The sequence below is a fragment of the Pontibacter akesuensis genome, from assembly GCF_001611675.1.
In the GTDB taxonomy this organism is placed as follows: Bacteria; Bacteroidota; Bacteroidia; order Cytophagales; family Hymenobacteraceae; genus Pontibacter; species Pontibacter akesuensis.
The window spans coordinates 1,884,930-1,904,806 of sequence record NZ_CP014766.1 but is presented as its reverse complement, the minus strand read 5'-3'; the positions used below and the strand labels follow the sequence as shown (position 1 = coordinate 1,904,806).

Sequence of the window (19,877 nt, the reverse complement as noted above, 5' to 3'; positions counted from 1 at the left end):
TAAGTTAGCAGAGATAGGCTCTATCTGCTGATGCTATAAGTTTATACGTGAAACGGCAGCAGTGCAGATGTAGCATCTTCTTGATTTATACAGCTGCCGGAGTTGGTGCCTTTGGCTGAACTAGCCGGTACAGCAACTACGCTTTGTCAGACTGGAACCAGGCAACGGCCTCTTCCGGCAAGTGAAAGCTTCTTGTTTCCAGGGTCATGCCGGCCTTCGCTCTTATTGCCTGCACCTGCTGCTCCCTTGCCGTCACATCGCCTATAATGCGGGCCGACTTTATAAGGCGCGTTGAAGCGATATCTTTACTAAACTCAGTGGTAACATCTGCATACTCCGTGTCGCTGAGGGCAATTACGGAGCTCCTGGCATCGATGATCAGGTACTTAATGTCGTAGCTCTTGATGGTGTCCGTCACGTTTTTGAGGATGTACCGAAGCTCAGGCACGGCATACTCGTAAAAGTCGGGCCATTGGAAGTATAGTATATCCTTGGTGGGGTCATACTCCAGCCGGATGAAGTTGTTTTCTATTAACATGTATGCCTGATTAGCAGGAATTTCAAAGTGAATATAAATTAGAACACTCTTATACGCAATGCAGGCGCTGCCGGTAGCTGTAAATAAGTTAACAGTATTTTATTTCTACTTTAAGTTAGATGCCGGAAGACCTCGCGGTGTCCGAAGGTCCCGCGAGCGTCTGGGCCACGGAGCAACAGCTCATCACCTCTCCAGACGCTCGCAGGAGCTGCGCACGCTGCGAGGTAATTGGAATTTGTTGCCCTTTGAATCACTATATCTTATAGCGGTCTTTGCTTCATGAGGAGTTGTCTTTATCTTTCCCGAACATTCATTACCCTCACTTTTCTCATTCATGAAACGAATTGCTTCTTCCTTTTCAATAGGGCTAATCCTGTTCTGTCTCAACAATGCGGCTCAGGCTCAGTCTTTCTCTCCTGGTGCACAAGTTAGTGCTGCTCTAAGCCAACATAACGTTCGTGTTATGCAGTCCACGAGCTTGAATCACATGTTCTACTATGGAGCATTGCGTACCACTACTAAGAAAATGCCTGTTAAAGGGAAGTATAAAATTCTTTTTAAAGATGGCTCTGAGGATGTTGTAGAAACACGTGTACTTTCAGCTAAAAGCAAAGACTACTTTAGCTACAAACTTCTTAACGAGAAAGTAACTGTATATCCTGAAGACACCAAATCGGTTACTCGACTGTGGGATGAATTTGAGGTGGCGGGGGAGCCTTTTGGAGATCATTGGCTTTTCAAGACAATAGAAGGAAGCATCAACGGATATAGTAAACTGCCGAACACTACAGGTGCTGAATCACTGTTGTTTATCCAAAAAGGAGATGGAGAACGCTTGCCCTTCAACCCTACAAATGTTCTGGAATTAGTTAATGATCAAGAAGGTGGCAATGAGGCTTTAAATAATGGAGACTATTTTGGCGCTATTGTGGAGTATAATCAAAAAAAAAGCAATAACAGCTCCTGCGAGCGTCTGGAGGAGGATAGGCCGTTGCTCCGTGGCCCAGACGCTCGCGGGACCTTCGGACTCCGCGAGGTCTTCGACTGATTAAATAACTATTAATAAATGAACTTCCACATTGAAAATATTACTCCTACTACACCAATCGTTATCTTCCATAATTTAGATATTCTGACGAAGTTATCTGCTACATAAAGAATAAGCCCAAGGGGGCTTATCCCATAAATATCTCTTAGTGATGCATTGACTTTTAAAGTTTTTTCTCCAGCTGCTTTCACTATCAGTCCAATAGCCTCGGATTTTCCTTGGCTCGATTCCATAACAGCCTGAAACTCCTTTCTGTCAAACGCATCAGCTTCTTGGATTCCAATCATCATTCCTCTTATAGCTAAACAGTTTCGCTGGGTTAAAGCAAGCAGCTTGCTCTCATACTCGTTGGTTTCAAAGTTTGGCCCATATAGCTTTTTTAGCAGCACATATAGATCATACCGATACTGCATTTTTACATTGGGTGCTGATCTTTGCATTAAAAATTTGTACCTAAAACTGAGTGCGTCAAAGCCATACTTTGAGTTCTTCATATTCCAGTGAACCCATAAACAGCCTTGATGAGCTTTGACAAATTTAAAGAACTTCTGTAATAGTGATCTTTCTGATGCATCCAGTTCTACAGAAGATAACTTGTCGCAGTCAAAGCTCCTTATCTGGGCTTCAAGGTGAATACTGAAACACCTTTGCTCTCCTGTAATTAAATTATAGATGGATACAGATGTGACTCTGGGTGTGGTACTCTTATACTTGTTAAAGGACTCACAGGAGTAATGTATGGCAAATACATCACTCTTACTGTCTAATATATAGCTGGCTTCTCTAAGTCCTGCTCTTCTTTCTTTAGATCGAGTAGAATCGAAAATCATTTCTTGGGGCTTAATTTTAGATTGAAAGGAGTTTGCTTTGCCATTTTAGATAAAGCAGCAAAGTCTAATCAGAGATGGGATGATACTATTCTTCCATCCGCTGGTTGGGAGCCAGCAGTTATGTAGGAAGTAGTTATACTTGGTAGGAAAAAAGAAAGGAGGGCAGTTAGCCCTCCTTCTTCAGTTAGTTACGATCCGCAAGCTTCGCAAGCGTCTGGGTTATCCAGGGAGCAACTCATGTCGTTGCGGTTCTGGTCCTGGTTGTTGTAGACCGGCGACAGTGTCTCGGCGGCTTGTTTCTCCACCGTAAACTTGATGGCATCCACGGCAGACTTGGTGCGCAGGTAGTACATACCTGTTTTCAGGCCGCGCTTCCACGCGTGGAAGTGCATCGAGGTCAGCTTGCCGAAGTTCACGTTCATCACGTGCAGGTTCAGCGACTGGCTCTGGCAGATAAACGCACCACGGTCGGCACTCATGTCAATAATGGTACGCTGGCTGATCTCCCATACTGTTTTGTACAGGTCTTTGATGTGCTGCGGGATGTTCGGGATATCCTGAACAGAACCGTTGGCAGCGATGATGTCCTGCTTCATGCGGTCGTTCCAGATGCCCAGGGCAATCAGGTCCTTCAGCAGGTGCTTGTTCACCACCATAAACTCACCAGACAGTACGCGGCGCAGGTAAATGTTAGAAGTATAAGGCTCAAACGATTCGTTGTTGCCCAGGATCTGCGCCGTAGAGGCAGTTGGCATTGGCGCTACCAGCAGCGAGTTGCGCACACCGTGTGTCTTCACTTCTTCGCGCAGGCTTTCCCAGTCCCAGCGGCCGCTATCCGGCGAAACGTTCCACAGGTCGAACTGGAACTTGCCTTCTGACAACGGAGAACCTTTAAAGCTCTCGTAGGCACCCTGCTTTTTAGCCAGGTCCTTAGAGGCCGTCATGGCGGCAAAGTATACTGTCTCAAAAATATCCTTGTTCAAGCCCTTGGCCTCGTCGCTCTCAAACGGCATGCGCAGGTGAATGAATGTATCTGCCAGGCCCTGCACACCTAAACCAATTGGGCGGTGGCGCAGGTTAGAGTTCTGTGCCTCCTGTACCGGGTAGTAGTTGATGTCGATTACCTTGTTCAGGTTAACGGTGGCATGGTACGTTACATCAAACAGCTTCTGGTGGTCGAAGGTCTTGTTGCCGTCGTTGTCTTCTTTCACGAAGCGCGGCAGTGCCAGCGAGGCCAGGTTACAAACAGCAATCTCGTCGGCGCTGGTGTACTCCATAATCTCGGTGCACAGGTTCGAGCTCTTGATGGTGCCCAGGTTCTGCTGGTTGCTCTTGCGGTTCGCGTGGTCTTTGTACAGCATATAAGGCGTACCCGTCTCCACCTGCGACTCCAGCACGGCAAACCAAAGCTCCTGTGCCTTCACCGTTTTGCGTGCACGGCCTTCGCGCTCATACTTTTCGTAGAGGCGCTCAAAGTCCTTACCCCAGCAATCGGCCAGGCCCGGTGCTTCGTGCGGACAGAATAGGCTCCAGTCGCCGTTCTCTTCCACGCGCTTCATAAACAAATCCGGTGTCCAGAGGGCATAGAACAGGTCGCGGGCGCGGTTTTCTTCCTTGCCATGGTTCTTTTTCAGATCCAGGAAGTCGAAGATATCGGCATGCCATGGCTCCAGGTAAATAGCGAAGGCGCCTTTGCGCTTGCCACCACCCTGATCTACGTAGCGAGCGGTGTCGTTAAATACTTTCAGCATCGGGATGATACCGTTGGAGGTGCCGTTGGTGCCTTTGATGTATGAGCCTGTGGCGCGCACGTTGTGAATGCTCAGGCCGATACCGCCGGCGCTCTGCGAAATCTGCGCGCATTGCTTCAGCGTATCGTAAATGCCCGGGATGCTGTCGTCCTTCATCGTCAGCAGGAAGCACGAAGACAGCTGTGGCTTCGGTGTGCCGGCGTTAAATAAGGTTGGCGTAGCGTGCGTAAACCACTTCTCCGACATCAGGTTGTATGTCTCGATAGCCGAGTCGATATCTTCTTTATGGATACCCACGGCCACGCGCATCAGCATGTGCTGAGGGCGCTCCACAATCTTGCCGTCCAGGCGAAGCAGGTAAGAGCGCTCCAGCGTTTTGTAACCGAAGTAATCGTAGTTGTAGTCGCGGTCGTAAATGATGGTGGAGTCGAGCAGGGCCGCGTTCTTGCGGATTACCTCGTACACATCCTTCGCGATCAGTGAGGCATTCTCGCCAGTCTTCGGGTCTTCGTAGGTATAGAGGCGCTTCATGGTGTTGGAGAACGACTTGCTCGTCACCTTGTGCAGGTTCGAGATAGCCACGCGCGCTGCCAGAACCGCGTAATCCGGGTGCTTGGTAGTTAGCGATGCCGCTGTTTCCGCTGCCAGGTTGTCCAGTTCTACGGTGGTCACGCCATCGTAAATACCGTCGATCACCTTCTTGGCCACCTCAATCGGCGACACGTAATCCATGTGCAAACCATAGCACAGCTTCTCGATGCGTGCGGTAATCTTGTCGAATTTGACGGATTCGCGTCTGCCGTCTCGTTTAACTACTAACATAGCGTATACATTTAGCGAGGTGGAAAGCCTCGGGTTCGTAAATTAAAATATAGGTAAACCTGTGCCTATGCAGCAGGTGGTTGTTCTTCGGGTATGCATACTTTTAGCCCATACGCGGGTGCGCATATAAGCCGTTGGAATACAAAAGTTTACAGGTAAAGCCAAATGCTTTTACTATATAGGAGCGTGAGAATTCCCCCTTTTACCGGCGGTAATGCCGGCTATACTTGCCCGGGCTGCGGTTGCGGTCGCCTCTGTGGCGCCTGTGCCGCCCGATGCGGTTGGTAAGTGGTGGTGTGTTTGAAGGGGAAAAGAGGAGCCTTCGCCGCTCAAACACACCAGGTATACTTGGTTACTAAAAATCTTCGTCCAGGCTGAACACCTTCATATCTTTTTCGCCGCCCAGTACGCCGGCTTTCTGGTACTCGCCCACGCGCTTCTCGAAGAAGTTGGTCTTGCCCTGCAGCGAGATCATCTCCATAAAGTCGAATGGGTTGGTTGAGTTGTAGATCTTCTTGCAGCCCAGCGCCACCAGCAGGCGGTCTGCCACAAACTCAATATACTGGCTCATCAGTTTCGCATTCATACCGATCAGGTCCACTGGCAAGGCGTCAGTTACGAACTCCTGCTCTATACTTACTGCATCACGAATGATTTGCTGCACGCGGTCCTCAGGAAGCTTGTTGTTAAGCATGGAGTAAAGCAGACAGGCAAAATCGCAGTGCAGGCCTTCGTCACGGCTAATCAGCTCGTTCGAGAAGGTCAGGCCAGGCATCAGGCCACGCTTCTTCATCCAGAAAATAGAGCAGAAAGAGCCGGAGAAGAAAATTCCCTCCACTGCCGCAAACGCGATCAGACGCTCAGCAAAGTTCTCGCTCTCTATCCATTTAAGTGCCCACTCGCCTTTTTTGCCTACGGCCGGCACGGTCTCCAGCGCATTGAACAGGTGGTCTTTTTCACTTTGCTTCTTTACATAAGTGTCAATCAGCAAAGAGTATGTTTCGGAGTGGATGTTCTCCATCATGATCTGGAAGCCGTAGAAGCAGCGTGCCTCCGGTATCTGCACCTCGTTCATGAAGTTCACGGCAAGGTTCTCGTTCACAATGCCATCAGAGGCAGCGAAAAAGGCAAGCACGTGGCTGATGAAGTGGCGCTCGCCGTCGTTCAGGTTTTCCCAGTCTTTCAGGTCCTGGCTAAGGTCTATCTCCTCTGCCGTCCAGAAGCTGGCTTCCGCCTGCTTATACATCTGCCACACCGCGTCATTCTGTATTGGGAACAAGACAAAACGGTTTGGATTCTCTTTCAGTATTGGCTCCATATCACTCATACTTTTTTATTTAAAGGATTTCAGGCTCTATATCTTCACAAAAACTACCTATCTGGATAAATGTTCTGGCGCAGGCCCGGGTAGCTGCCAGAGTAAATCATGACTTCAAATATATAGAAATGAACTTGATTTTTGGGGCGAAAGTTGTTCAATTTATGCACATCCCCTGATTGTGCCGTGCGGGCCGATTTTAGCAGTAATGCACAACGTTATCAACATTCAGTATTCCTAATATTTAAGGCTAACAATATACCTATTTATCTATTAACTAGCTCTTAAATGTTGAAAATGAATTTTAGCTGGCGGCGCTGCTGTGGACAAGGCAAGGCTGGGAAAGGAAGTGAGATTTCCTGGGGATGCGAAGTGTGGTATAAATATTGTGGAAAAGTGTAGCGGCTAAAATTGAGTGCAAATTACTGGTGCTTAACATGTTGTGCAATATTTTAGCAAATGCTAAAAAAGTTAGCGTGGATATCAACACTGTTATCCACATGCCTGTGTAGTGATTGTGTAGGTCGGGAACAATTTGTGCAACAAGGCGTTGCAATTCTAAAATACTTCCCGTACTTTTGCGGACTAAACTTTTAAATATACATTGAAGCTGATGTACGCAATTGTAGAAATCGCAGGTCAACAGACCAAGGTAGAGAGCGGTAAGTTCATCTACGCCAACAAGCTTTCCGGCAATGAAGGTGACGCCGTTGAGTTCGCCAATGTTCTTCTTACAGACGATAACGGTAACATTACCGTTGGCGCTCCTTTCGTGGCTGGTATCAAGGTAACAGGCAAGATCTTAGGGAACGTTCGAGCTGACAAGGTTCACATCTTCAAGAAGAAGAGAAGAAAAGGGTATAGAAAGTCGAGAGGTCATCGTCAAGACTATACGAAAGTTCTTATCGAGAACATTGGTTAGGCAGTAAGAAGAAATTTTATCGTTGAATCCTTTCAGGGCTAGCCCTGAGTTAAATAGTTAAAAAAATGGCACACAAAAAAGGAGCTGGTAGTTCGAACAACGGCCGCGAGTCGCATTCTAAACGACTGGGCGTTAAGATTTACGGTGGCCAGGCGATCATCGCTGGTAACATCATTGTAAGACAAAGAGGTACTGCACACCACCCAAGTGTAAACGTAGGTATCGGTAAAGACCATACCTTGTTTGCTTTGACAGATGGTGTTGTTCAGTTCAGAAAAGGAAAGAAGAACCGTTCTTACGTTTCTGTAATTCCTGCCCCAACTGCTGAAGCTTAGTCTTTAGCGTAGTTTTACAAAAGAAGAGGGATGCCGAAAGGTATCCCTCTTCTTGTTTTATACTTGTTTGGTTGTGATAAGTAAAGCTTCCCTGGCGCGAGCGTCCGCTTGTGCTTTTAACTGCCATGGCTTTGCGCAACTTATACTTGCATAGCTGCTGCTTACTGCAACTTCAACCAAGCTATCCGTTCTAGCTACGGTTTATCCTCCAGCTCCCAGATACCTACTGTTTCACATTCGGCTTTGGAACGCTCACGGCCGCGAGGCCCCGTCCTCGGGCATCGCGCTGTGTGCCTGAAGCTGCTCCGGGGGTAGGGGCCCTCTATTCGCTCCGCTGCGGGCTGCCCTAGCGGGCACCGCAACATGCACAAGGCGCTCAACCCAAGGACTGGAATCGGTTCAGCTAGTAAAAGCAGTAGCTAAATAACAAAGGCTAAGTCCCCCTTTGAAGGGGGTAGGGGGATGTTCATACTTTTGCTGACGCTTTACCGGTCTTTCTCTGATCTACTTTTCCCAACCCCGTATTTGTCATCCTGAAAGGATCTTGGTGGAAGAGCGACTAAGCTAAAAACATAGCGCTTATACTTCAACAACAGCAGTCGCAGCCCCCCCTCCTTGCACAAGGAGGGGCTGGGGGTGGTTTGATTACAGTATAGCAGCACTCCCCCCCTGTTTTTAGGAGAGGGCTGGGGTGAGGTAAATTCCCCTCCTTAAACAAGGAGGGGTTAGGGGTGGTTGGGCCAATGGAGCCATGCCAGAACCAACTGTCCCCTCTGTTTCTTCACATTTACACGCAACTAATTTCCTTTTCCCACGGATATACCGTTACTTTGTAACATTCTTATCAAGAAAGACTGAGGGACAGGGCCCTGTGACGTCTTAGCAACCATGTTGAAAGCTTGGTGCTACCTCCCTCCTGGAGCAACTGCTGCCAGGGAAGATAAGACTGCTCCCGCCTAAAGCCGGGTGTTTTTCTTGATAAGCTGCGTAGATGATTTACGAGAAGAAAGACACCACACATGACCAATTCACATCCGATTCATAAGCTGCTGCAAGAGCGCGTTCTTGTGCTGGACGGCGCCATGGGCACCATGATTCAGCGTTACCAACTGCAGGAAGCTGACTTCCGCGGCGAACGCTTCAAAGATCACTCCGGCGACCTGAAAGGCAACAACGACTTGCTGTCCATCACCCGCCCGGACGTAATCAAAGCCATACATGCCGAGTACCTGGAGGCTGGTGCCGATATCATCGAGACCAACACCTTTAGCGGTACCAGCATCGCCATGGCCGATTATCACCTGGAGCACATCGTGTATGAGCTGAATTATGAATCAGCAAGACTGGCACGTGAAGCGGCAGATGAGATAGAGGCGAAAGTACCGCGCAAGCCGCGCTTTGTCGCCGGTGCTATCGGCCCCACGAACCGCACCGCTTCGCTCTCCCCGGACGTGAACAACCCCGGCTATCGCGCCATCACATTTGACCAGCTGGTAGAGGCGTACTATGAGCAGGTGCGTGGCTTAGTAGACGGTGGCTGTGACCTACTGTTGGTGGAAACGGTATTCGATACGCTGAACTGTAAAGCGGCGCTTTTTGCCATTGCGCAGTATGTGCAGGACGGCGGCAAAGAACTCCCGATCATGGTGTCAGGTACGATTACGGATGCCAGCGGCCGTACTTTGTCTGGGCAGACGGTGGAGGCTTTCTGGAATTCCATCTCGCATGCGCCCATCCTTAGCATCGGCTTTAACTGTGCTCTCGGTGCTCGCCAGCTGAAGACGCACATCCAGGAGCTTTCACGCATTTCCGATACCTACATCAGTGCTTACCCAAATGCCGGTTTACCGAATGCCTTTGGTGGCTATGATGAAACGGCGCAGCAAATGGGCGAAATTGTGGAAGAGTACCTCAAGGAAGGGCTGGTGAACATACTCGGTGGTTGTTGTGGCACCACACCAATGCACGTAAAGGTTATCTCTGACCTGGTGCAGAAGTATAAACCACACGTTCCTACACCAGTTGCTCCCCTTCCACGCTACAGCGGCCTGGAGCCCCTCACAATTTACCCGGAAAGCCTTTTCGTGAACGTAGGCGAACGCACCAACGTAACCGGCTCCAAAAAATTCGCCCGTCTGATTGTAGAGGAAAAATTTGAGGAAGCTTTGTCGGTGGCGCAGCAGCAGGTAGAAGGCGGCGCCCAGATCATAGACGTGAACATGGATGAGGGCATGCTCGATTCAGAGCAGGCCATGGCCAATTTCCTCAACCTGATCGCCTCTGAACCCGACATCTCTAAGCTGCCAATCATGATCGACTCCTCTAAATGGAGCGTGATTGAGGCTGGATTAAAGTGTGTGCAGGGCAAAAGCATCGTTAACTCCATCAGTTTAAAAGAAGGAGAAGAAGCCTTCAAAAAGCTCGCCCGCAAGGTGCGCCAGTACGGTGCAGCTGTTGTTGTGATGGCCTTCGATGAGCAGGGCCAGGCCGATACCTTCGACCGCAGAATCGAGATATGTGAAAAGTCTTACCGCATCTTGGTGGATGAAGTAGGTTTCCCGCCGCAGGACATCATCTTTGATCCGAACATACTTGCCATTGCCACAGGTATAGAAGAGCATAACAACTATGCCGTGGATTATATCGAGACGGTAAAGTGGATTAAAGCAAACCTGCCGCATGCGCTGGTAAGCGGTGGCGTAAGTAACCTGTCGTTCTCGTTCCGGGGCAATGACCTGGTGCGGGAGGCCATGCACACCGTTTTTTTATACTATGCCGTGCAGGCAGGTATGGACATGGGCATCGTGAATGCGGGTATGATGGGCGTGTACAGCGAAATTCAGCCGGAGCTGCGCGACCTGATCGAAGACGTGATCTTTAACCGCCACCCGGATGCTACAGAAAAGCTGGTGACCTATGCCGATACCGTAAAAGGCAAAGGCAAGACTGCGACCGGGGCAGACAATGCCTGGCGCGATGCCCCGGTGGAAGAGCGCCTGAAGCATGCGCTGGTGCGCGGTGTGGTGGAGTTTGTGGAGGAAGACACCGAAGAAGCCCGCCAGAAAGCCACCAAAACGCTGGACGTGATTGAAGGTCCGTTGATGGCTGGAATGTCGGTGGTGGGTGATTTGTTCGGTGCCGGCAAAATGTTTTTGCCGCAGGTAGTGAAGAGCGCCCGCGTGATGAAGAAATCGGTAGCTTACCTGCTGCCGTTTATGGAGAAGGAGAAGCTGGCATCCGATACGTCGAAGTCTACGGCCGGTACGATCCTGATGGCTACCGTAAAAGGCGATGTGCACGACATCGGCAAAAACATTGTGGGCGTGGTGCTGGCCTGTAACAACTATGAGGTGATCGATCTGGGCGTGATGGTGTCGCTGGATAAGATCTTGGCCGAAGCCGAAGCGCAGCAGGTGGATATCATCGGTCTGAGCGGTTTGATCACACCTTCGCTGGACGAGATGGTGTACGTGGCGCAGGAAATGGAGCGCCGTGGCATGAAAATTCCACTGATGATCGGTGGTGCCACTACCTCGCGTGTGCATACCGCTGTGAAAATAGCGCCGCAGTATAGCGGGCCGGTGGTGCACGTGCACGATGCCTCCCGCAGTGTAACCGTCGTGAGCAGCCTGCTGAGCAGCGACCGGGAGAACTACATTTCAGAGATCAGGGCAGAATATGAAAAGCTGCGCGAAGACCATTACAACCGCACCAAAGACCGTGCTTTTGCAAGTATAGAAGAGGCGCGCGCCAACAAGTATAAAGTAGACTGGACTACAGCAAAGCCAACCAAGCCGAGCTTCATCGGCACCAAGGTGTTCAACAACTACCCGCTTTCCGAGATCGTGCCGTTCATCGACTGGACGCCTTTCTTCCATACCTGGGAGCTGAAGCGGCAATACCCAAAAATTCTGGATGATGCAGAATTGGGAGTTGAGGCACGCAAACTCTTCACGGAGGCGCAGGAAATGCTGCAGGAGATCGTGGATAATCAGTTGCTGGAGGCACGTGCCGTGGTAGGCTTCTACCCTGCCAACGTGGAGGCCAATGATACGATAGAAGTATACGCCGATGATTCACGTGAAAAAGAGCTGACAGAGTTCCATACGTTGCGGCAGCAGGGCAAGAAAGGACAGGGGGTAGCCAACATGGCTTTCTCTGATTTTATCGCGCCGAAAGAAACAGGTGTAGCTGATTATATTGGCGGCTTTGCCGTGTCGGCAGGTTTTGGAATTGAAAAACTGATAGAGAAGTATGAGGCTGATCACGACGACTACCGCTCCATTATGGTGAAAGCGCTGGCCGATAGACTGGCCGAAGCGTTTGCTGAACTGATGCACCTGAAGGTGCGCCGGGAATTGTGGGGTTATGCACCGGAGGAGCAGCTGAGCAACGAAGACCTGATTAAAGAACAGTATAAAGGCATTCGTCCGGCTCCGGGCTATCCTGGCTGCCCCGATCATACCGAAAAGATCACGCTCTTTAACCTGCTGAAAGCCGAAGAGCAAACTGGCATTATACTTACTGAAAATCTGGCGATGTATCCGGCTTCTTCGGTGAGTGGTTTATACTTCTCGCACCCGGAGTCGAAGTACTTTGGACTGGGCAAGATTGGCGAAGATCAGGTAGCAGACCTGGCGCAGCGAAAAGGTATGCCACAGGAAGAACTGGAGCGCTGGCTCTCGCCAAATCTGAACTACGAGCCGAAGCCCGTGGCGCAGCAAGTAGAGGCGGCGGAGTAGTTGACCTCACCTCAACCCTCTCCTAAAAACAGGAGAGGGAGCTTTTCATTACCCTATCTGCTGTCATCCTGAAATGATCTTGGTTGAAGGGGGGCAAGCCGTAAATACAATGCTTCTGCACTTGCGGGAGCAGAACAAGTTCCCCTCCTAAGGAGGAGTTAGGGGTGGTTGGACCTGCGAACTCAATCAACATAACTAAGCATCTTAACCATTAACATACATTGAAAGTAACGGACCACTTCAAAAATGCGAACGGTAAAACGCTGTTCACATTCGAAATACTGCCTCCGCTGAAAGGCGAGAACCTGCAAACACTCTACAGCCACATCGACCCGCTGATGGAGTTTAACCCGCCTTTTATCGATGTAACTTACCACCGCGAGGAGTACATTTACAAGCAGCGGGAAAACGGGTTGCTGGAAAAGCGCTCTACCCGTAAGCGCCCGGGCACCGTTGGCATTTGCGCCGCCCTTCAGAACTATTATAAAGTAGATACAGTGCCGCACCTGATTTGCGGGGGCTTTAACAGGGAGGAAACTGAGAACGCCCTCATCGACCTGCACTTCCTGGGTATAGACAACGTGCTGGTGCTGCGCGGCGACTGCGTGAAAAGCGAGGCCCGTTTCGTGCCGGAGCAGGGAGGTCATCATTATGCCTCGGAACTGATTGAGCAGGTGGTAGGCATGAACAACGGCATTTACCTGGATGATGAGCAGGCGAACACCAACGGCACAGATTTCTGCATCGGCGTGGCGGGCTATCCGGAAAAGCATTTTGAGGCCCCAAACCTACGGTCGGACCTGCGCTGGCTGAAACGCAAGATTGAACTGGGAGCAGACTACATCGTGACGCAGATGTTCTTCGATAACCAGAAGTACTTCGATTTTGTGAAGCTGTGCCGGGAAGAGGGAATAGAGGTGCCGATCATTCCGGGGTTGAAGCCACTAACCACGAAGACGCAACTGTCGCTGCTGCCAAGCCTGTTCCACATTGATATTCCCTGTGACCTGGCGGATGCGGTGGAAGCTTGCACCGATAACAAGGGCGCTGCCCAGGTAGGTGTAGAATGGGCGATAAAGCAGTCGAAGGAGCTAATGGACTTTGGCGTGCCATGCCTGCATTACTATTCCATGGGCCGGTCCGGCTCAGTGCGGAAAGTGGCCGAGCAGCTGTTTTAGCGGTGGAGTCAGGAGCTGTCTGCACTTGATCTTCCATTATCCGCACAAATATCTTTATATATCTTGGCTTTGATGTTTCGCACATCGTATACGGGTATGTTCCGCCGTAGCAGAGGTTTTTATACTTCTGCGGCAACGGAACATACACGTTCCAGATGTTAAAGATTTCAAAGCAGTATGTCGGTTAAGAAATACGATACCATTGTAATCGGAGCAGGTTTAGTTGGCCTCTCCGTTGCCTATCACCTCAAGCAAAAGAATCCGGACGCCAAGGTCCTCATCATTGAAAAAGAAACAGACGTAGCCAAACACCAGTCGGGTAATAACAGCGGCGTGATGCACAGCGGCATCTACTACGCACCAGGCAGCCTGAAAGCGAAAAACTGTATTGCAGGCTATAACTCGCTCATAGACTTTGCCGAGGAGCATGCCATACCCTACGAGCTTTGCGGCAAAATCATTGTGGCCACCACCCCCACCGAGGTTACCAAGCTTGATGACATCTACGACAGGGGAATTCGCAACGGCTTAACAAACCTCCGTAAGTTGTCCTCGCTGGACGAGATACAAGAGATAGAGCCGCACTGCACGGGCATAAAAGGTATTCACGTGCCACAAACCGGCATCATCGATTATCCGAAGATGGCTGCTAAACTGCTGGACCTGTACCAGAACAAGTATGGCGGCGAGGTGGCGTTCGGTGAGAAGCTGGTGAACATCCACACCCAGAACAAAACCACGCTGGTAGAGACGGACAAGCGCATGTACGCGGCAGACAAAATGGTGAGCTGCGCTGGCCTTTTCTCTGACCGCGTGGCTAACATGACTGAGAAGGAAAACGACCTGCGCATAATACCGTTCCGGGGAGAGTACTACAAGCTGAGCAAGGAGAAGGAGTACCTGGTGAAAACGCTGATTTATCCGGTGCCGGACCCAAGTTTCCCATTTCTGGGCGTGCACTTTACCCGCATGATTCGTGGTGGCGTGGAGGCTGGTCCAAACGCGGTGCTGGCCTTCAAGCGCGAAGGCTACAAGTTCCAGGACTTCAACCTGAAGGATACGCAGGAAACCTTTAGCTGGCCGGGGTTCTGGAAGATTGCAGCCAAGTATGGGCAAACGGGTTTAGGCGAAATGTACCGATCTTTATCAAAAGCGGCGTTTACCAAAGCGCTGCAAAAGCTGGTGCCCGAGGTGCAGGAAAGCGATTTGGTGCCGGGTGGTGCCGGCGTAAGAGCCCAGGCCTGCGACAGGAGCGGAAAGCTGATTGACGATTTCGACATCCTGAAGAGCCGGAACATTATACACGTGCGCAACGCTCCTTCGCCAGCGGCAACGTCCTCCCTGGCTATCGGGAAGTTTATTGTAGGCCAGTTGAACGGAGAGCCGGCGGCGGTGTAATTTTTGTTTTTCGTTGATTGTTACTCGTTTTTCGCTAAAGGGGTGGCCATACTTATATTTCAAGTCACAAAATCCTTCTGAGGCAATAGCAGTTTTATAGCGGGAAGCAGGTGTTTAACGAGAGAAATGTATTCAGGCGTAGTGTTAGTTAAGAGCTGGCGCTACGCCTTTTCTGTTTCCTCCAGCAGCAGGTCCATCGTAATCTGGTCGGCCAGCAGCTTGCCTTTGTCTGTCAGGTAGAGCACGTTGTCGATTACGTGTGCCAGACCTTTTTGCTCCAGTTCCTGCAGGTAGGCAGGATGGGTGGCGGCTACATCATACGTATACTCCTGCTTTAGTTTTTCGAGGTCGCTGCCCCAAATGGTGCGGAGCGTGGTGAGGAGGTAGTCATTGGCCTGGTCGGCAAGGGTGAGTTCCTCCCGTTCGAATGGTGCCAGACCCTGCTGCTGCAATCCGTCAATATACTTTTTATTGTGGGCGATGTTGTGCTGCCTGGAGTGGCCGTTGAAAGAGTGGGCACTAGGGCCGATGCCCAAATAATGCACACCACGCCAGTAATTGCTGTTGTGCCTCGACTCGTAACCGGGCTGGCAGAAATTTGATATCTCGTACTGCACGAAACCGTGCTGCTGCATCTGCTGCAGCAGGATTTCAAATTGCTCGGCCGTATACTCATCCTCGGCAGGTCTGAACTTGCCCTTCTTGCTCCAGCGGCCCAGTGCGGTGTCGGGCTCGATGGTGAGGGCGTAGCAGGAAACGTGCTGCACTCCCAGCGAGAAAAGCGTACCCAGGTCCTGCTGCCAGATAGCGTGATCCGGAGCCGGAATACCGTAAATCAGGTCTACCGTAATGTTGTCGAAACCCGCTGCCTGGGCATCCTTCACGCTGTTTATACTTTCAGTGGCGGTATGGGCGCGGTTCATCAGGCGCAGGTGCGGCTCATGGAACGACTGCAGGCCTATACTTAAACGGTTCACGCCAGCGGCCCGCAGCTCCTGCAGCTTACCCGGCGAGAGGTCGTCGGGGTTGGCCTCCAGCGTGATCTCCACCTCTTCCGAAACTTTATAGATCCGCCTGATTGTTGCCAGAAGCAGTTGAAGTTCCTGCTGGCTAAGCAGCGAGGGGGTGCCGCCGCCGAAGTAGATGGTGCCCACCTCCTGCCCCTGTAGGTAATCCTGGCGTAGCTCCAGTTCGCGCACCATGGCCTGCACCAGGTCCGTTTTCAGCGCCATGGAGGTGCTGAAATGGAAGTCGCAGTAGTGGCAGGCTTGCTTGCAAAACGGGACGTGTACGTATATTCCGGACAAAGTATAAGGTATAATGTGCTAATTTGTAAGAATGCTGATGTGTTAATTCAACAATGTGCTGTTGAGATAATGCCTAAAATTGCTTAATTGTTCAACAAATGCTGAATTGCCGCTGAAAAGTGTCTTTGCTGCACAGCAGAGTTGCCAGGCGCTATTGTTACTCCATTAAAGTATAGGTAGCCTTTATTGATGAGATATCCGCATTACCAAACCAAGCTAACATAGTAATACGCCAACAAATAAGCACACCAGCACAATTTCAAATTCTCCAGCGCAAATGTACAAAATAGCCGTCTTCTTATTGAGCCTGATGTGGGGGATGGACCAGGTGCATGCGCAAACGGCCACATCGCCTCCTCCGCCACCTAAGGTGCAGCTGGTGAAACCGCAGGAGCGCGCAAAGGTGCAGTTGTCGGTAAAGCCGCTTAATGCCGCCGGCAAGCAGGTGCTGAAGCAGTATAATTTCCGAACCTCCCTCCCCGACTCTGCTGAGGCCCTGAAAGAAGTGCAGGCGCTGGTCTATCGCCTGCAGCAGGATACTTATTTACTGGCCTCCGCCGACAGCTTATACTTGCGCGGCGATACGCTTCACGTGAAACTTCATGTGGGCCAGCCCTTTGTATGGGCGCAGCTGCGCAACGGCAACCTGAGCGAAGGTATACTTGTGGAATCCGGCTTCCGGGACAAGTTTTACCGGAATACACCCTTCAAGCCTGCCGAGTATGTAAAGCTGCAGCAGCGTATCCTGAACTATGCCGAGCGCAGCGGCTATCCCTTCGCCTCCGTCTGGCTTGATTCTGTAAGTATAACCGGCAACAAGGTAGAAGCTACGCTGATGGTGGATAAGGCCTTTGTGGTGACGTACGACACGCTGGAGATTGTGGGCAACTCTAAAACGCAGCCCAAGTTCCTGATGCGCTACCTGCAGTTGCTGCCCGGCCAGCTGTATAATCAGGACCAGGTGGATGCCTCCCAGCGCATGCTCACAGCTTTGCCCTACATCAAAGTTACCCGCCCGGCGCAGGTGCGCTTTGCCCGCGACAAAGCTAAGGTATACTATTTTCTGGAAGACCGGCAGGCGAATCAGATTGATGGTGTTGTGGGTTTTCTGCCCGACCCCAACCGGCAGGACAAGCTGCTCATTACTGGTGAGGCTAACCTGAACATCCGCAACATTGCGGGCTCCGGCAAGCAACTGGGGCTGCAGTGGCGCCGTGTGAGCGCAGGCTCTGTGATACTTAACGGCGAGTACCTGCACCCCAACCTGTTCGGGAGCCCTTTTGAAGCCGGCGTCAAGTTCAACTTACTCAAGCAGGATACCACTTTTATCACCGTACAGCCGCGCCTGCAGCTCGGTTATTATACCTTGAAGTATGGCAAGTTCAGCGTGTTTACCGAGTGGCGCAACTCCCGCATTCTGGCAGAGGCAAACCCGCAGCGCCTGCAGCAACTTGACTTAGCTGACGCCCAGACAACCACCTATGGCCTTAACTACCTTTGGAACAACCTGGATGATTTCTACTTTCCGAGACGCGGCCGCTTGGTGGAGATGCAGTTTGCCGCCGGCACTAAAAAGCTGTTGCGCAACGCCGACCTGGAAAAGAGTTTCTACGATACGCTGGATCTGAAAACATCGCAGCTAAGTGTGGGGCTGCGGCTGGAGAATTTTATGCGCCTGGGCAAAAGCAGTGCCCTGCTCACGCGCCTGAGGGGCGAGGCCCTGCTCAGCGACCGCATTTTCCTGAACGACATGTACCGCCTGGGCGGCCTCTCCTCTCTCCGCGGCTTCGACGATTTCTTTTTCTACGCTTCCAGCTATGGTGTGGGCACCCTGGAGTACCGCCTCTTTACCGCCGCCGACTCCTACGTGCTGCTGTTCTACGACCAAGGCTACTACAGAAGCAAACTGGAGGCCGTCCGGCAAACAGATTATCCGTTTGGGGTGGGCGCCGGCATCAGTTTCAGCACGGGCGCCGGCATCTTTCAACTGGTATACTCACTGGGGAAATCAGAGCAGCAGCCGCTGTCGTTTAAATATTCGAAGATTCATTTTGGGATAACAAGTAAATTTTAGCATACCCTAACTTTTTTAGCCTTTTTGGGTATAGATACTTGCATGGTAAACATCTTTAGTATACTTTTGCATCATAATAACAGTGCGGGGTGGAGCAGTTGGTAGCTCGTTGGGCTCATAACCCAAAGGTCGCAAGTTCGAGTCTTGTCCCCGCTACCAAATCGGACCGATTAGCAGAAACGCTAATCGGTCTTTTGTTTTTAGTCCCGTCTTCCATCCCAAAGCTTTCCTCCATCGTGTCCAGCTTATTCTGAATACCTTTCAGCTGCTTGGCCTCTTCTGCCTTTTGCTCATTTAGGCTTTCAAACGTAGCACAGAGCTGTTGCTTTAAGGTGCGATCAGGCGCTCATCAACAGCAAAGCTGCTAAGCAGTGGGTTTTATGCATGATGAAGCTGCTCTACATTCTTATTAACCCTACAACCAACTTTGTTGCACTTATATTAAAGGAAGCTTTTATCTTCACCTCATAACCTGTCCTGTTCGTTCCGCAGGAGGCGCATTTCAGGCTACTCTTTAGCGGCAGTCGGGTATCGTTGCCATTCTCAGGGGTCAAATACAAGAATCCTCTTCAAGCTAACGCTAAGAAGGGTATGCATTTAAATGGCCACTACACCAAACCTCTAATTGTTTATTACTCCACCTTGCTTTTTCATAAAACCCTAGAAACGGGTGAAAAGCGCAAGAGCAGCGTACGGCACTGAGGCCGTTCCTAAAAGTATATTCTAAAATCGGGATTTCCTGGGAGAAGGAGCTTGTTAACGGTGACTCTCCTACACGGTTCTGCTGATCAGGCCGTAGTACTCCCGCTGCGTGATCTCAATGATAGAGCCGTCGCAGATAATGAAAGAGGTGTCCAAGGTCCTATTGTCCGCTATCACAAAGGCTTCGCCTATACTTTTCGCCTTGATGGCTATCCAAATTCTGGAAGATTTGCCGCAAGGGTGAAGCTGAACCTTGAAGTACCGCTTCATTTCTTCTGTGGCGCCGGTAGCGTCTCTGTGCATGTCATGCACGCTGGCTTGTTGCCGAGCAGGCATGGGTGATTGTATTGCCATTGTCTTGACTGAAAGTCAATCCAAAGCAAACTGTTGTAGCCACATTACGGGCCTGCCTTGAAGAAACGGTGAAAAATAAAACCCGGGGAAAAGAGGCTGCCGGGTTTGTCTGTGGTGGCTGCGCCTTTCGCTAAGCCATTCCTTGAAAGTAACAGATCTTCTCGGCTTTGAGAGCCTGTTGTTTTAGAAGTCAACACAAATGCGGGGCTTTAAGTTTAACTTGTCTTAAGGCACGCTACCTCGGCTACGCCACGCGCGCTTTATGCATGTCCCAATCAGTGACACCCTAGCCAGAGCGGCCTCATTTGTCTCATCAAATCCTCCTTTTCCGGGACAATAGAAAACCGGGAGTAATCCTGGGCAGCAGACGGCAACACCAACAACTGCGGCTTCGACTGTGTTTAAAGTAGCTCCACTTTGAACACAAGATAGAGTTATAGAGGAAGCTCCTTGTGTTACATATTGATCGCAACTTAACTTACTAGGCAGAAATCTACCACCGTTGGAAATCTGCTTGCCCAAGAGTTGCGTGTTAAACCCAATTCTTGGGTAGGCGTG

General features: G+C 50.6%; 13 protein-coding genes, 1 tRNA gene and 1 riboswitch. Of the genes, 8 read left to right on the top strand and 6 right to left on the bottom strand.

What is annotated here, in order from left to right; all coding sequences use genetic code 11:
- Positions 1–136: 136 nt before the first annotated feature.
- Positions 137–538, bottom strand: coding sequence for a hypothetical protein (locus tag A0W33_RS07995; RefSeq protein ID WP_068837660.1), 402 nt, complete (start codon positions 536–538; stop codon positions 137–139).
- A 334-nt stretch (positions 539–872) separates the two neighbouring features.
- Here A0W33_RS07995 and A0W33_RS07990 point away from each other — a divergent pair, with 334 nt between their 5' ends.
- Entirely contained in the window at positions 873–1,586 is a 714-nt protein-coding gene (locus A0W33_RS07990) for a hypothetical protein (RefSeq protein WP_139237147.1), read from the top strand.
- Positions 1,587–1,597: 11 nt separating this feature from the next.
- Here the strand turns inward: A0W33_RS07990 and A0W33_RS07985 are convergent, their stop codons facing one another.
- The 3 genes from A0W33_RS07985 to A0W33_RS07975 all read right to left on the bottom strand — a co-directional run bounded on the left by A0W33_RS07985 (position 1,598) and on the right by A0W33_RS07975 (position 6,316).
- The gene (locus tag A0W33_RS07985) at positions 1,598–2,416 is read right to left on the bottom strand and encodes a hypothetical protein (RefSeq protein WP_068837658.1); all 819 of its coding nucleotides are present in this window, start codon (positions 2,414–2,416) and stop codon (positions 1,598–1,600) included.
- 188 nt (positions 2,417–2,604) lie between these two features.
- Positions 2,605–4,989 (bottom strand): ribonucleoside-diphosphate reductase subunit alpha, encoded by a 2,385-nt coding sequence (locus A0W33_RS07980; protein ID WP_068837657.1) that lies wholly within the window; start codon positions 4,987–4,989, stop codon positions 2,605–2,607.
- A 355-nt stretch (positions 4,990–5,344) separates the two neighbouring features.
- Positions 5,345–6,316 carry a ribonucleoside-diphosphate reductase small subunit gene (locus A0W33_RS07975; protein ID WP_068837656.1) on the bottom strand — a complete coding sequence of 324 codons (972 nt, stop codon included), beginning with the start codon at positions 6,314–6,316 and terminating at the stop codon, positions 5,345–5,347.
- Between the two features lie 604 nt (positions 6,317–6,920).
- Here A0W33_RS07975 and rplU point away from each other — a divergent pair.
- The 5 genes from rplU (at position 6,921) to lhgO (ending at position 14,882) form a co-directional block, all read left to right on the top strand.
- Positions 6,921–7,229, top strand: coding sequence for a 50S ribosomal protein L21 (rplU, locus tag A0W33_RS07970; protein WP_068837655.1), 309 nt, complete (start codon positions 6,921–6,923; stop codon positions 7,227–7,229).
- A gap of 65 nt (positions 7,230–7,294) precedes the next feature.
- Complete coding sequence (gene rpmA / locus A0W33_RS07965) at positions 7,295–7,564, top strand: 50S ribosomal protein L27 (RefSeq protein WP_068837654.1); 270 nt, start codon at positions 7,295–7,297, stop codon at positions 7,562–7,564.
- An 838-nt stretch (positions 7,565–8,402) separates the two neighbouring features.
- Positions 8,403–8,511: riboswitch (SAM riboswitch) on the top strand.
- A 72-nt stretch (positions 8,512–8,583) separates the two neighbouring features.
- Positions 8,584–12,306 (top strand): methionine synthase, encoded by a 3,723-nt coding sequence (gene metH / locus A0W33_RS07960; RefSeq protein ID WP_068837653.1) that lies wholly within the window; start codon positions 8,584–8,586, stop codon positions 12,304–12,306.
- A 221-nt stretch (positions 12,307–12,527) separates the two neighbouring features.
- Positions 12,528–13,484, top strand: coding sequence for a methylenetetrahydrofolate reductase [NAD(P)H] (metF, locus tag A0W33_RS07955; protein ID WP_068837652.1), 957 nt, complete (start codon positions 12,528–12,530; stop codon positions 13,482–13,484).
- A 177-nt stretch (positions 13,485–13,661) separates the two neighbouring features.
- Entirely contained in the window at positions 13,662–14,882 is a 1,221-nt protein-coding gene (lhgO, locus tag A0W33_RS07950; RefSeq protein ID WP_068837651.1) for an L-2-hydroxyglutarate oxidase, read from the top strand.
- Positions 14,883–15,043: 161 nt separating this feature from the next.
- Here lhgO and hemW read toward each other — a convergent pair whose 3' ends face one another.
- Positions 15,044–16,189 (bottom strand): radical SAM family heme chaperone HemW, encoded by a 1,146-nt coding sequence (gene hemW, locus A0W33_RS07945; protein ID WP_068837650.1) that lies wholly within the window; start codon positions 16,187–16,189, stop codon positions 15,044–15,046.
- Between the two features lie 277 nt (positions 16,190–16,466).
- Between hemW and A0W33_RS07940 the strand changes: the two genes are divergently transcribed.
- Together A0W33_RS07940 and A0W33_RS07935 are read left to right on the top strand one after the other, a co-directional pair.
- The gene (locus tag A0W33_RS07940) at positions 16,467–18,263 is read left to right on the top strand and encodes a BamA/TamA family outer membrane protein (RefSeq protein WP_229802096.1); all 1,797 of its coding nucleotides are present in this window, start codon (positions 16,467–16,469) and stop codon (positions 18,261–18,263) included.
- 83 nt (positions 18,264–18,346) lie between these two features.
- Positions 18,347–18,422, top strand: a tRNA-Met gene (locus A0W33_RS07935).
- Positions 18,423–19,034: 612 nt separating this feature from the next.
- On the opposite strand, the gene A0W33_RS07930 is transcribed toward A0W33_RS07935, so the two are convergent.
- Positions 19,035–19,319 (bottom strand): hypothetical protein, encoded by a 285-nt coding sequence (locus tag A0W33_RS07930; protein WP_074937194.1) that lies wholly within the window; start codon positions 19,317–19,319, stop codon positions 19,035–19,037.
- Positions 19,320–19,877 lie beyond the last annotated feature (558 nt).